General features: G+C 70.4%; 12 protein-coding genes. 7 read left to right on the top strand and 5 right to left on the bottom strand.

Features of this window, described 5'->3' with window-relative positions; all coding sequences use genetic code 11:
* The first annotated feature begins 142 nt into the window (after positions 1-142).
* Both ACZ7IB_RS26150 and ACZ7IB_RS26145 read left to right on the top strand, forming a co-directional pair.
* Positions 143-1123, top strand: a complete 981-nt coding sequence (locus ACZ7IB_RS26150; RefSeq protein WP_470916191.1) for a 1-phosphofructokinase family hexose kinase — start codon at positions 143-145, stop codon at positions 1121-1123.
* A 58-nt stretch (positions 1124-1181) separates the two neighbouring features.
* Positions 1182-2045 carry a class II fructose-bisphosphate aldolase gene (locus ACZ7IB_RS26145; RefSeq protein ID WP_470916190.1) on the top strand — a complete coding sequence of 288 codons (864 nt, stop codon included), beginning with the start codon at positions 1182-1184 and terminating at the stop codon, positions 2043-2045.
* A 227-nt stretch (positions 2046-2272) separates the two neighbouring features.
* On the opposite strand, the gene ACZ7IB_RS26140 is transcribed toward ACZ7IB_RS26145, so the two are convergent.
* Entirely contained in the window at positions 2273-3226 is a 954-nt protein-coding gene (locus ACZ7IB_RS26140; protein WP_470916188.1) for a CBM35 domain-containing protein, read from the bottom strand.
* Between the two features lie 152 nt (positions 3227-3378).
* Positions 3379-5022 (bottom strand): diguanylate cyclase CdgB, encoded by a 1644-nt coding sequence (gene cdgB / locus ACZ7IB_RS26135; protein ID WP_470916186.1) that lies wholly within the window; start codon positions 5020-5022, stop codon positions 3379-3381.
* A 373-nt stretch (positions 5023-5395) separates the two neighbouring features.
* Between cdgB and ACZ7IB_RS26130 the strand changes: the two genes are divergently transcribed.
* Complete coding sequence (locus ACZ7IB_RS26130) at positions 5396-5902, top strand: flavin reductase family protein (protein ID WP_470916184.1); 507 nt, start codon at positions 5396-5398, stop codon at positions 5900-5902.
* Positions 5903-5954: 52 nt separating this feature from the next.
* Here ACZ7IB_RS26130 and arfB read toward each other — a convergent pair whose 3' ends face one another.
* The gene (gene arfB, locus ACZ7IB_RS26125; protein WP_114245814.1) at positions 5955-6389 is read right to left on the bottom strand and encodes an alternative ribosome rescue aminoacyl-tRNA hydrolase ArfB; all 435 of its coding nucleotides are present in this window, start codon (positions 6387-6389) and stop codon (positions 5955-5957) included.
* A gap of 211 nt (positions 6390-6600) precedes the next feature.
* Here arfB and ACZ7IB_RS26120 point away from each other — a divergent pair, with 211 nt between their 5' ends.
* Both ACZ7IB_RS26120 and ACZ7IB_RS26115 read left to right on the top strand, forming a co-directional pair.
* Complete coding sequence (locus ACZ7IB_RS26120) at positions 6601-7176, top strand: TerD family protein (RefSeq protein WP_093895845.1); 576 nt, start codon at positions 6601-6603, stop codon at positions 7174-7176.
* A 455-nt stretch (positions 7177-7631) separates the two neighbouring features.
* Positions 7632-9212 (top strand): M4 family metallopeptidase, encoded by a 1581-nt coding sequence (locus tag ACZ7IB_RS26115; protein ID WP_470916181.1) that lies wholly within the window; start codon positions 7632-7634, stop codon positions 9210-9212.
* A 25-nt stretch (positions 9213-9237) separates the two neighbouring features.
* Here the strand turns inward: ACZ7IB_RS26115 and ACZ7IB_RS26110 are convergent, their stop codons facing one another.
* Positions 9238-10644 carry a M1 family metallopeptidase gene (locus ACZ7IB_RS26110; protein ID WP_470916179.1) on the bottom strand — a complete coding sequence of 469 codons (1407 nt, stop codon included), beginning with the start codon at positions 10642-10644 and terminating at the stop codon, positions 9238-9240.
* A gap of 56 nt (positions 10645-10700) precedes the next feature.
* Positions 10701-11258, bottom strand: coding sequence for a GlcG/HbpS family heme-binding protein (locus ACZ7IB_RS26105; RefSeq protein ID WP_470916177.1), 558 nt, complete (start codon positions 11256-11258; stop codon positions 10701-10703).
* A 209-nt stretch (positions 11259-11467) separates the two neighbouring features.
* Between ACZ7IB_RS26105 and ACZ7IB_RS26100 the strand changes: the two genes are divergently transcribed.
* A complete protein-coding gene (locus ACZ7IB_RS26100) occupies positions 11468-12832 on the top strand; it encodes a sensor histidine kinase (RefSeq protein ID WP_470916303.1) in 1365 nt (454 codons plus the stop codon).
* Entirely contained in the window at positions 12829-13455 is a 627-nt protein-coding gene (locus ACZ7IB_RS26095; RefSeq protein ID WP_470916175.1) for a response regulator, read from the top strand. Before ACZ7IB_RS26100 ends, ACZ7IB_RS26095 begins: the two co-directional genes overlap by 4 nt.
* The last annotated feature ends 78 nt before the right edge of the window (positions 13456-13533 follow it).

The raw sequence follows: 13533 nt of genomic DNA, 5'->3' as shown, positions 1-13533 counted from the left end.
TACGTAACGAAGAGACGGCGGTTGGTCCGGGGGTCTGGGCCGACCACCGCCTCTTTGACATGATCGCCTGGGAAACAGGCAGAGAAAGCGCGTTCCGTCCAAGGATTCGCGCTCCAGAGCAGGGATCGAGGGAGCGGCCGCGGTGATCCTCACGGTCACACTGAATACGGCACTCGACCTGACGTACGGCGTCCCGGAGCTCGTCCCGCACGCCAGCCACCGCGTCAGCGACATGTCCGAGCGACCCGGCGGCAAGGGCCTCAACGTGGCCCGGGTGCTCTCCGCCCTCGGCCACGAAACGGCAGTCACCGGCTTCGCCGGAGGCTCCACCGGAGCCGTGCTGCGCGAACTGCTGGCCGGCCAGCCGTCGCAGGACGCGGACACGAAGGCCGAAAACGGTGCCACGCCCACCGCCCCGCCGATCAGCGACGCCCTCGTCACCGTCGCCGGGAACACCCGTCGCACGATCGCCGTCGTCGACCGGGCCACCGGCGACACCACCCAGCTCAACGAACCCGGCCCGCTCGTCACCGCCGACGAATGGACCGCCCTCCTCGGCCGGTACGAGGAGCTCCTCACCGGGGCCGACGCCGTCGCCCTCTGCGGCAGCCTGCCGCCCGGCATCCACGTCGGCGCCTACGCCGAACTGGTCCGCCTGGCCCGCACCGCCGGCGTCCCCGTGCTCCTGGACACCAGCGGCGAACCGCTGCGCCGAGGCATCGCCGCCCGCCCCGACCTGATCAAGCCCAACGCCGACGAACTCGCCCAGCTCACCGGCTCCCGCGAGCCGCTGCGCGCCACCCGCGACGCCCGCCGTCGCGGCGCGCACGGGGTCGTCGCGTCACTGGGCCCGGACGGCATGCTGGCGGTCACCCCCGACGGCGTCTGGCAGGCGTCCCCGCCGGCCAAGGTCCTGGGCAATCCGACCGGTGCGGGCGACTCCGCGGTGGCCGGGCTGCTGTCCGGCCTCGTCGAGGGCCTGAGCTGGCCCGACCGGCTGCGGCGGGCGGTGGCACTGTCGACGGCGACCGTGCTCTCCCCGACGGCCGGTGACTTCGACCGCGCGGCGTACGAGGAGCTGCTGCCGCGCGTCGGCATCGAGGAACACACCACGGCGGCCTGAGGCCGCGCCCGTCCCGGACCCGCGTTCAGCTGGTTCGAAGAAGTAACAAGAGGTCAGCATGCCGCTCGTGAGCACCGGTGAACTCGTCTCCGCCGCCCAGGCCGAGGGACGCGGGATCGCCGCCTTCAATGTCATCACGCTGGAGCACGCGGAGGCCATCGCGGCCGGAGCGGAGCGGGCCGGGGCGCCCGCCATCCTGCAGATCTCCGAGAACGCCGTGAAGTTCCACGGCGGGCGGCTCTCCGCCATCGCCGCCGCGGCCGCCGCCGTCGCCCGCACCTCCGGCGCCCCCCTCGCGCTCCACCTCGACCATGTCGAGTCCGCGGACCTGCTGCACCAGGCGCACACGGAGGGCTTCGGCTCGGTGATGTTCGACGCCTCCAAGCTGCCGTACGAGGAGAACGTGCGGGCCACGGCCGAGGCGGTGGCGTGGGGTCATGAGCGCGGCATCTGGATCGAGGCCGAGCTCGGCAAGGTCGGCGGCAAGGAGGGCGAGGCCCCGCTCGACGCCCACGCCCCCGGCGTCCGTACCGACCCGGCCGAGGCCGCCGCGTACGTCCGCGACACCGGGGTGGACGCGCTGGCCGTCGCGGTCGGTTCCTCGCACGCCATGACCGAGCGCACCGCCGCCCTGGACCACGAGCTGATCGGCCGGCTGCGCGACGCCGTCCCGGTCCCGCTGGTGCTGCACGGCTCCAGCGGTGTCCCGGACGACGAGATCCGCCAGGCCGTCGCCTCCTCCGGCATGGTCAAGATCAACGTGGGTACGGCGCTGAACACGGCGTTCACCGGCGCGGTGCGGGCGTATCTGGCCAAGAACACCACGGGCGTGGACCCGCGCAAGTACATCGCGCCGGGGCGCGAGGCGATGGCCGCGGTGGCCGCTCACTTCCTGGAGCTCGTATCCGGCGCCACACGCTGACCCACACCGGCGCTTGATTGCCAGCGGCCGAATCCCTCCGCTGTCGTCAGATCTGGTGTTTCAATGCGGTCGCGAGTTCCCGGGAGATCACCGCCACCCACCCGGAGCAGCAACCACGGGGACGACTGCGCTATCGAATCAGGCCCCGCCTCACGCACCTGGCGTGAGGCGGGGCCTTCTGCTCCTCGGTACTCGCCCCGCGCCCCGTGGAGACGCGTCGGGAGGACTCAGCCCTTGTTGGGTGTGACCTCGACCCAGTCGAGGATCACGTCACACTGATTTCCCTCTTGGCACGAGATGCTGATCTCGTTCTCGCCCTTCATCAGGTTGACCGGCGCCCAGGTGGTCTGCCAGTTCTTCTCCCAGTTCGGGTCCGAGGAATGGACGAAGTTCTTGAGCCCGATCGGCTGGGAGTTCGGCTTCCCATTGACCGTCAGCGTGGCGTTGGCGTCCTTGGCGGGGATTGCGTAGCGGACCGTCAGGCGGTACGAACCGCCGGTGGGCATGTTCGCCCTCCACGTCGCGGACGACCCGACCGTGTTGAAGCCGGTGACATACGACCCGTTGGGGCCTTCCGCACCATTGATGGCCTTGTCGACGGTGGCCGAACCGCCGAGCTTCAGCGTCGCCGCGTCCTGCTTGGGGAGCTCGGCCGGGGCCTCGGAGTTCGCGGACTCCTTGGGCTTCGGGGACTCCTCGACCTGGGTGCCGGGTCCGGCGGAGGCGGTGGCCTCGTCCTTCTTCTTGTCCTTGTCGCCGTTGCCCGTGAGCAGCGCGGCGCCGATGCCGATGAGCACGACCAGGACCACCGCGACGGCGCCGATCAGCAGGCCCTTGGTGTTCGGGCCGCCCTTGCCGGGGCCGCCGGCGCGGCCGCGGCCGCCCTGCTGCGGGACCTGCGCGGTGGGGGCACCGCCGGGGTACGTCTCCGGGGCGGCGTACTGCGCGTTCGGCTGGCCGTACGGCTGCTGGTGCGGCACCTGCTGCCCGTACTGGCGCTCGCCGACTGTCCGCACCTGGTTGTACGAGGTCCGGGGCACGCCGGGCTGTGGGGCCGCCGGAGGGTAGCCGTAGCCGCCCTGCCGTGGCGGCTGGGCGCCTGCAGCCTGTCCGTCCTCGTACAGGTAGCCGAACGGATCGTCGTCCTCGGGTGTGTTTGCGCCGTTGTTCCCGGCCGTCATCCCTGGGTCACTCCTCACCATGTCGCCAGCCGTCGCCGAAAATTGCCAGCCGTGGCCGACCGGCCGAGCCTACCCCGAACGGACCGCACCAAGAATTGCCGTCGCACGTCCTGGAACCGCGACGGGCTGCGGGAACAGCGCCGCCGTGAACGTCAGCCGGCCCTGCGGTGAACCTTCGCCCGGGACCGCTTCTCCACGTACATCCGCTGGTCGGCGGAGCGCAGTACCTCTTCGGCGGTCATGCCGCACTCGGCCCAGCCGATGCCGAAACTCGCCCCGACGCGCACCGCCCGGCCATCGACCCGAATGGGCGGAATGATGGCGTTACGGAGGCGTACGGCCAGGTCCGCGGCGTCCGCGGCACCGAGTCCGTCGGCGAGAACGACGAATTCGTCACCCCCGAGCCGGGCGACGGTGTCGCCGTCACGGACACAGGTGGTGAGACGGCGGGCCACCTCGATCAGTACGGCGTCACCGGTGTGGTGGCCGAAGCGGTCGTTGATCGACTTGAAGCCGTCGAGGTCGCAGAAGAGGACCGCGAGGCCCTTGGACCCGTCGTCGTTCTCGGTGTCGGGTGCGACGGAATGCACATGGTGGTCGTACGGGCCGCCGGGCGCCGCGTCCACGTCGTAGCCGTGCGTCCGCGTGTCCGGATCGTCGACGTCGCCGTAGGCCGCGTCCAGCGCCTCCACCGGGGTGGTGGCCACCGAGTGCGGGCGCTCGCAGAGCCGGGAGCCGAGCCGGGAGCGCAGCTCGGCGCTGTTGGGCAGACCGGTGAGCGCATCGTGCGAGGCGCGGTGCGCGAGATGCAGCTCGTGGCGCTTGCGCTCCTCTATGTCCTCGACATGGGTGAGCAGGAAGCGCGGGCCGTCCGCGGTGTCGGCGACGACGGAGTTGCGCAGCGAGACCCAGAGGTAGGTGCCGTCCCGCCGCCCGAGCCGCAGCTCGGCGCGGCCGCCCTCGGCGGAGGTGCGCAGCAGGGTACCGATGTCCTCGGGGTGGACGAGGTCGGCGAAGGAGTAGCGGCGCAGGACGGACGCGGGGCGGCCGAGCAGCCGGCACAGGGCGTCGTTGGTACGCAGCAGCCGACCGTGCTGGTCGCCGCCCATCTCGGCGATGGCCATGCCGCTGGGCGCGTACTCGAAGGCCTGCCGGAAGGACTCCTCGCTGGCCCGCAGCGCCTGCTGTTCACGCTCCAGACGGACCAGGGCGCGCTGCATGTTTGCTCTCAGCCGGGCGTTGCTGATCGCAATGGCGGCCTGTGATGCGTACATCTGGAGCGCCTCACGGCCCCAGGCACCGGGGCGGCGGCCGTTACGCGGGCGGTCGACGGAAATGACGCCCAGGAGATCGAGGCCGCCGCCGGACGCGTACATAGGGGCGTAGAGCCGGTCCTCGGGGTGCCACTCGTCCTCGAAGCGGGGTTCGGGACCCTCGGTGTGCCACTGCGGTACGTCGTCGTCGAGGAGGACCCAGCCGTCGGTGTGCGGTATGAAGCGGAGCTCGTCCCAGGCCTCACCCATCGAGAGCCTGCGCTCCCAGGAGCTGCGCGAGCCGACGCGGCCGGTGATCAGGGCTTCTGCCGCGCTGCTGCCGGCGAAGGCGGCGACGACGAGATCGCCGTCGGGGCGGACCAGGTTCACGCAGGCCAGCTCGTAGCCGAGACCGGCGACGATTCCGTCGGCCACGGTCTGCAGTGTGTCGGCCAGACTCCGCGCCGTATTGAGATCGGCCACGGCCTGGTGCAGTTGCCGCATCGTCGCAAGACGGACGTACGGCTCCGACTCGGCCTCCATTGCTCGCACTCCCCGAGACCTCGACAGCACTCCAGGTTTCATATCGACGTACTGGCTTCAGTGTCACGGCCACTGAATCACAGTGAGCTGTGCAGTCGGTACACAGGGTCAGCAAATACCGCACTCTGTGACTCAAGTCACAACAGATGGTGAAGGGGCCGGAGAGCCGTGCGGATGCGGCCCATCCTTTTCTTGAACGCAAATCCGTACGTTGCGGTGCCGGGCCGCCGCCGCCGCCATGGACCGTGGGTCCTAGGACCAGGCTGGTCCCCTGGTCCGATGCGACGTCACGGCATCCACGGCTAGCGTGCCCGGTGTGTTGCAGACGAAGCCCCCCGCCCCGCGTTCCCAGCCCATCCCCCATGCTGAGGGGGTGAGCAACGATGAGTTCCGAGGCGCCCTCGCCCGGCTGGCCGCCGGAGTCGTGCTGATCACCGCCGAGGAGCCGCCGCTCGACGAGAACGGGCGCGGTGAGGACGTCGGGATGACGGCGACCGCTTTCATGTCGGTGTCGCTGGACCCGCCACTGGTCATGGTCAGCCTGCGCAACGACTCACGGATGGACGACCTGCTGTCCGAGCAACCGCTGTGGGCGGTCTCCGTACTCGCCGAGGGCCAGCGGCACATCGCCGGCCGGTTCGCGATGAAGGGCCGGATCAGCGACCGGCTGCTGTTCGAGGACATCCCCTGTACAAGGGGGGAGATCAGCCATGCACCTCTGGTCGGAGACGCACTGGCCACGCTGGAGTGCCGCACCGAGCAGCGGGTCCTGGCGGGTGACCACACGCTGGTGATCGGCCGGGTGCTGAGCGCGGCCCTGCCGAGCGGGGACGGATCGCCGCTGACGTACTTCCGGGGGCGCTACCGGCAGCTGGGGTGAGGGGGCGGCATCGCGCGGGCGCGGCTACCAGTCGCGGCCGGAGCGGGCGCGGCTACCAGTCGCGGCCGGAGCGGCCGCGCTTCGTCTCGCCGCGCTGCTTCTTCTCCCGCAGGCGGCGTTCGTTGATGCCGCGCGGAATCCTGGTCTTCCGGCGTGGCCTGGGGGGCGGCGCCGTGGCCTCGGCCAGCAGGGACGCGAGCCGTACGAGAGCCGTCTCGCGATTGCGCCACTGGGAGCGGTGCTCGGACGCCCGTACCGTGATCACCCCGCCCACGAGCCTGCTCTCCAGCCGCTGGAGCGCCCGCTCCTTCCACACCTCGGGAAGCGACTCGGTCGCCGCGAGGTCGAAGCGGAGCTCCACCTGGGAGTCGCTGGTGTTGACGTGCTGCCCGCCGGGCCCGGAGGACCGCGAGAAACGCCACATGAGCTCGGCCTCCGGCAGGGAGACCGAACCGCGGATGACATAGGGCCCGGACATGGCACCCATGTTCCCCGGCCCATGGGGTGTTCGTCACCTTCTTTTGCCGTACGGACCGTACGGACCGTACGGACCGAGCGGGCCGACCGGGCCGACCGGGGGACTTCGGTAAAGAAAGTAAAGGGAGCAGGAACCTCTCGGTCCCTTGTCCGCGTTATGACCTGTGACGGTAGCTTCGTGAACGCATGAAGCCCGCAATCGACGATGAAAGGGACTTCCCATGGCTGTAAGCCTGTCCAAGGGCGGCAACGTCTCGCTCACCAAGGAGGCCCCGGGCCTGACCGCCGTCACGGTCGGCCTCGGCTGGGACGTCCGCACCACCACCGGCACCGACTTCGACCTCGACGCCTCGGCGATCGCGGTCAACCCGGGCGGCAAGGTCGTCTCCGACGGCCACTTCGTCTTCTTCAACAACAAGTCGACGCCGGACCAGACCATCGTTCACACCGGTGACAACGTCACGGGCCAGGGCGAGGGCGACGACGAGCAGATCAACGTCAACCTGGCGGGCCTGCCGGCCGACGTCGACAAGATCGTCTTCCCGGTCTCGATCTACGACGCCGAGACCCGCAGCCAGAACTTCGGCCAGGTTCGCAACGCGTTCATCCGCATCATCAACCAGGCCGGCGGCACGGAGATCGCCCGTTACGACCTGAGCGAGGACGCCGCCACCGAGACCGCCATGGTCTTCGGCGAGCTCTACCGCAACGGCGCGGAGTGGAAGTTCCGCGCGGTCGGCCAGGGTTACGCCTCGGGCCTGCGCGGCATCGCCCAGGACTTCGGCGTCAACATCTGACGCAAGAGCTCATCACGCAGAAGCCCCCGGCCGGTCCTTAGGTTCTAGTGGTCGTCGCAACACCCCAGTTCAAGGGGTGCGATGGACTTCGAGATCCGCAAGAACAGGACGCCGGGGGCTTCTGCGTGCGCGCCGACCGGGCTCGAGCCAGGGCCGTTATGCATAAGACCGACCGGCCGGCCCGATGTCCACTACTCGTCAGCGCCGGCCCCGCGGCCCTTCACACGCCGCGCACATGCTCCGCACCGCCAAAGCTGCGCGCGGCGTTTCGGCACGCGGAGTTCCGGGCCGCCGTCACCCGCCGGACTCCGCCGAATAGCGAACACAAGCGCATCCCATTCGGACAAGAAGTGGTCAAAAAAATGTGAGGTATTTGTTAGTACACCGTCAATGCCGGTCATTCGGTGGCACGCTCTCGGCTCGTAACCCCCCACGGAACGAGCAACGGAGAACGCATGACCCCCCACATGAACACCCGTCGCGCCGCAGCCCTGGCCGCCGTGGCCGCGATGGTCGTCGTCGGCGTCCAGACCGGTGCGGCAAACGCCGCGCCGGACAACGGCAATGACGGTCCCTCCGCCTCTCGCAGCGCCGCCGCCTTCGGCGCGAACAGCGCCTCGCAGCGCACCGCCGCCATCAAGTCGGCGCAGTCCGACGCCTCTTCGACCGCCGACTCCCTCGGGCTCGGCAGCCAGGAGAAGCTGATCGCCCGTGATGTGATCAAGGACGCCGACGGCACCGTCCACACCCGCTACGAGCGCACCTACGCCGGCCTCCCGGTCATCGGCGGCGACCTCGTCACCCACACCGCCCGCAGCGGAAAGCTCAAGAGCGTCACCAAGGCGACCGGGGCCCGGATATCCGTGCCCTCGACGACGGCGAAGATCAAGACCGCGGCGAGTGGCCGCAAGGTGATCTGGGCGAGCGGCGGCAAGCCCGTCCTCGCCTTCGAGACGGTGAAGACCGGGGTGCAGAAGGACGGCACGCCGAGCAGGCTGCACATCATCACCGACGCGACCACCGGCAAGAAGCTCCAGAGCTACGAGGCGATCGAGACCGGCGTCGGCAACAGCCAGTACAGCGGCAAGGTCGACCTGACGACCACCGCGGCCGGCTCCGGTTTCGAGCTGACCGACGGCGACCGCGGCGGCCACAAGACGTACGACCTCAACCAGGGCGAGAGCGGCACCGGTGACCTCGTCACGGACGACGACGACACCTGGGGCGACGGCACCGGCAACGACCGCCAGACCGCCGCCGTCGACGCCGCCTACGGTGCTGCGAAGACCTGGGACTTCTACAAGTCGGCGTTCGGCCGCGACGGCATCGCCGGTGACGGCAAGGCCGCGTACTCGCGGGTCCACTACGGCGACGGGTACGTCAACGCGTTCTGGGACGACAGCTGCTTCTGCATGACGTACGGCGACGGCGCCGACAACAAGAGCGCCCTCACCGCTCTCGACGTCGCGGGTCACGAGATGAGCCACGGCCTGACCGCGGCCACCGCCAACCTCGACTACGCCGGGGAGTCCGGCGGCCTGAACGAGGCGACCAGCGACATCCTCGGCACCTCGGTGGAGTTCGCCGCCGACAACAGCACGGACGTCGGCGACTACCTCATCGGCGAGAAGATCGACATCAACGGCGACGGCACCCCGCTGCGCTACATGGACAAGCCGAGCAAGGACGGCGGCTCCGCGGACTACTGGGACAGCAGCGTCGGCGACCTCGACGTGCACTACTCCTCCGGAGTCGCCAACCACTTCTTCTACCTGCTGTCCGAGGGCAGCGGCGCGAAGACGATCAACGGCGTCGACTACGACTCCCCGACCATCGACGGCTCGACGGTCACCGGCATCGGCCGGGACAAGGCCGTCCAGATCTGGTACAAGGCCCTCTCCGAGTACATGACGTCGACCACCGACTACGCGGCCGCCCGCACGGCGACCGAGAAGGCGGCGACCGACCTGTACGGGGCGGACAGCGCCGAGCTCGCGGCAGTCGACGCCGCCTGGAGCGGCGTCAATGTGAAGTAGCCCCACTGCTGTACGCGGGAGCCGGTCAGTCCTTCGAGGCGGGCCGGCTCCTGCCGTACAGCCAGGTGTTCCACAGCGCCGTCAGATCCTGACCGGTCGCCTTCTCCACATAGGCGGTGAAGTCGGCGGTCGACGCGTTGCCGTGCCGGTGGGCCTGTGTCCAGCCCCTGACGAGCGCGAAGAACCGCTCGTCGTCGCCCACAGCCTGCCGGATCTTGTGGATGACCATCGCCCCGCGCCCGTACACCGGCGCCTGCGAGATGTCCGCGGCGGTCGGCGGATCGGCGGGCGGAAAGGCCCAGTTGTCGTCGTCGGCGAAGGCGGCGTCGAACCGTTTCTGGACCGGGTTGCCCTCCTGGGCGTCCTCCCACAGCCACTCGGCGTAGGTCGCGAAGCCCTCGTTGAGCCACATGTCCCGCCAGCTCTTGGGCGTGACGGAGTCCCCGAACCACTGGTGGGCCATCTCGTGGACGAGCAGTCCGGCGTCCGGCGTCCCCGGGAAGAACGGCCGGTTCTGGGTCTCCAGCGCATATCCGGCGTCCCCGGGACGCCCGACGATCGCGCCCGTGGCGGAGAAGGGGTACGGGCCGAATCGTTCCGCCTCCCATTTCACGATCTCGGGAACCCGGGCGAGAATCCGCGCGCTGTCCGCCGCCACCTTCGTGTCCGCGGCGGTGAACACCTTGATGCCGTCCGGGGTGGTCGACGTCTTCGTGTCGAAGCGGCCGATGGCGACCGTCGCGAGATAGCTCGCCATCGGTTCGGCGGTGTGCCAGTGGTACGTGGTGGTGGTACCCGAGGTGCTGCGGGATGTCAGCTCGCCGTTGGAGACGGCCGTCAGGCCCTTGGGAACGGTCACGGTGATGTCGTACGACGCCTTGTCGCTCGGGTAGTTGTTGCCGGGGAACCAGGCCATGGAACCGGTCGGCTCACCGAGCGCGACCGATCCGTCCGCGGTCCTCAGCCAGCCCTCCTTCGACTTGTCGGGGTCGGTGAGGGTCTGCGGGGAGCCGGAGTAGCGGACGACCGTACGGAACGTCCTGCCCTTGTGGAGCCGGCTCTCGATCCCGGCGTCGGGGCGCAGCGTCAGCTCGTGCCCCGCCCGGTTGACTGCGGCAGGGCGGCCCTCGACGGTCGCGGACCTCACGGTGAGCCCGGCGAGGTCGAGGTTGAAGGCGCTGAGGTCCTGGGTGGCGCGCGCGGTGATCGTGGCGGTGCCGCTCAGACGGTGGGCGGACGGGTCGACGTCGAGGGCGAGGTCGTAGTGCGTGACGTCGTAGCCGCCATTGCCGAGCTTCGGGAAGTACGGGTCGCGCAGACCGGCGGCACCGGGGGTGCCATCGACACCGCCGGTGCAGGCTGTAGGCGTCGTCAGAACCAGCAGGGCAAGGGCGGCACGTACCGTGCGACGTACGGATGTTCGCTGATCCACACAAGTGATCCTAGGCGCGAAATGTCCAAATGCGCTTGTGCGGGCGCGGCGGCCGCTTACTTCACGAGAGTGGCGACGCCGGCCTTCGCGAACTTCTCGTCGAGGTCGCCGCTGGGGGCCCCGGCCACTCCGATGCCCGCCACCGGGGCGCCCTTGACCTGCACCGGGGCGCCGCCCGCGAGGAACAGGGTGCCGGGGATGTCCTTGAGGTTCGGGGCCTGCTCCAGGCGCTTGGCCAGCTCGGAGGTGGGCGCGTTCCAGGAGACGGCGGTGAACGCCTTCTTCACGGCCGACTCGTACGACTGCGGTCCTGCGCCGTCACCGCGCAGCGTCACGACGGTGTTGCCGTTGCGGTCGACGACGGCGACGGAGACGCGCTGGTTCTCGTTCTCCGCGGCGTCGAGCGCGGCCTGCGCGGCCTTGGTGGCGGCGGCCACGGTCAGGTGGGTGGTCTGCTGGAGGTTCCGGTTCGCGGTGTCGGCCTTGACGGCGGCGGCGGGTGCGGCAGCCGGGGCGGAGGCGTTGGCGGACATGGCACCGAAGGTTCCGGCGCCGAGGGCGGTGGCGGCAACGGCACCGGTCAGGACGCGAATGCGCAGCGACAGCTTCTTCATGGTGGGCTCCTTCAGCAGCGGGGTCGGCGGATGAGCCTGCTCGGCTCTGTCATCGATCCTCCGGCCGCGTCCGGCGCCGTACGGTCGACGAACCGGCTCGACGCCACGCGCGGTACGGCCGACGGCCCCATCGGCCGATCGGTTGATGCGGGGGTGGTCCTCCGGGGTGACCATGGACGTATCTGTGCAGGTCAGCAGCGCCGATGGCGATGGTGAGGAGCGAGGGACACGAGGTGGAGCACCGAACCCGGCCGGCGCCCGGCACGGTCACGGGGCGGACTGACGACGCCGTGACAGGGCGGACCGGCGCCTTTGACGAAAGCCGGAACGGCGCAACCGGGACCGGCGACCTGGATGCCCGATGGCTCGCGCTCCTGATGCACGCCGCGTTCTTCCTGCTGCTCGGCGCCTCGCTCGCCCGCTTCCTGCTGCGGCACCCGGGCGAGGCCCGCACCCCGTGGATCATCGCGCTCTCCGTCGCCCTGGCCGTGCTGTACGTGCTCGGGCCGGTGCTCGGTTCGCGTCCGACGCCGCGCAGCGTGGTGTGGCTGGGGGTGCTGGTCGCCGTATGGATGGTGCTGGTCGTCCTCGCGCCGAGCTTCGCGTGGTGCGCGGTCCCGCTGTTCTACACCGGGCTGCGGATCCTTCCGCCACGCGCCGCACTCGCGCTCGTCGCTCTGCTCACCGTGTTCGTCGTCGCCGCGCAGCTGCGGCTGGCCGACGGATTCGACCCGAACCTGGTGCTCGCCCCGCCCGCGGTGGCGGCGGTCGCGACGGCGGTCTTCGTCCATATGCAGCGTCAGGCCGTGCGCCAGCGCGAACTGTCCGAGCGGCAGGGCGAACTGATCGACGACCTGCTGCGCACCCGCCGCGAACTGGCCGCCACCGAGCGCCGCGAAGGAACCCTCGCCGAACGCCAGCGGCTCTCGATGGAGATCCACGACACTCTCGCACAGGGCCTGTCCAGCCAGCAGATGCTGCTCCAGGCCGCCGACCGCACGTGGGACGCCGACCCGGCGACAGCCCGCCGCCACGTCCGTACGGCAACGGGCATCGCGGAACGCAATCTGGCCGAGGCCCGCCGCTTCGTCCACGACCTGGCCCCGGCCGATCTCGCGGAGGGCGGCGGCCTGGAGGCGGCCCTGCACGCACTGGCCGCACGCGAGACGGCGCAGGCGCAGGGGCGGCTCACCGTCCGCTGCCATGTGGAGGGAGAGCAGCACACCGCGCTGCCCGACCGGGTGCAGTCGGCGCTCCTGCGCGTCGCGCAGGGCGCACTGGCCAATGTGAAGGAACACGCACACGCGACGGAGGCGGCGCTGACGCTGACCCGTCTCGACGACCGGATCGTCCTGGACATCACCGACAACGGGCAGGGCTTCGCACCCGCCGAGCGCACCGGGCCCAAGGGCGGCGTACGCGGCCACGGGCTGCCCGCGATGCGCGCCAGGCTGCACCAGCTCGGCGGCACGCTGACGATCGAGTCGGCACCGGGCGAGGGTACGGTCCTGTCCGCTGCCGTCCCCCTCACGCCGGCACCCGCACCGACGACCGCCCCGGAGGCCCCCGCATGACCCCGCCGCTCGTACGCATCCTGCTCTGCGACGACCACGCCGTCGTACGCGCAGGGCTGCTCGCCCTCCTCGGCAGCGAACCGGACATCGAGGTCGTCGGCGAGGCCGGCAGCGGCGAGGAGGCCGTCGCCCTGGCAGCCAAGCTCACCCCGGACGTCGTCCTGATGGACCTCCAGCTCGGCGAGGGCATCGACGGCGTCGAGGCCACCCGCCGTATCGCCGCCACCGGCGTCCACGTGCTGGTCCTGACCACGTACGACACGGACGCCGACATCACCCGCGCCATCGAGGCGGGCGCCACCGGCTACCTGCTGAAGGCCGAACGCCCGGAGGAGCTCTTCGCCGCGATCCGCTCGGCCGCCCAGGGCCGCACCACGCTCTCCCCGCCCGTTGCCAGCCGTGTCATGGCCCGGATGCGAAAGCCCCAGCCCACCCTCACCGACCGCGAACTCGACATCCTGGCCCAGCTCTCCCAGGGTCTGGGCAACCGGGAGATCGCCCGCGCCCTGTTCATCAGCGAGGCCACGGTCAAGACCCACCTGGGCCGCATCTACGACAAACTCGGCGTCGACACCCGCGCGGGCGCCGTAGCCGTGGCGAAGGAGCAGCGGCTGCTGCCCTAGTCCGTGTCCTGCCGGACTCGTGGGGCCCTGCGGCGCAGGCCCCACCCGATGGTGTCGGCCCCCGTCACCGGGCATGAC

The sequence above is a fragment of the Streptomyces sp. NPDC037301 genome (genome assembly GCF_055602785.1).
This window is presented reverse-complemented; position numbering and strand designations above follow the sequence as displayed.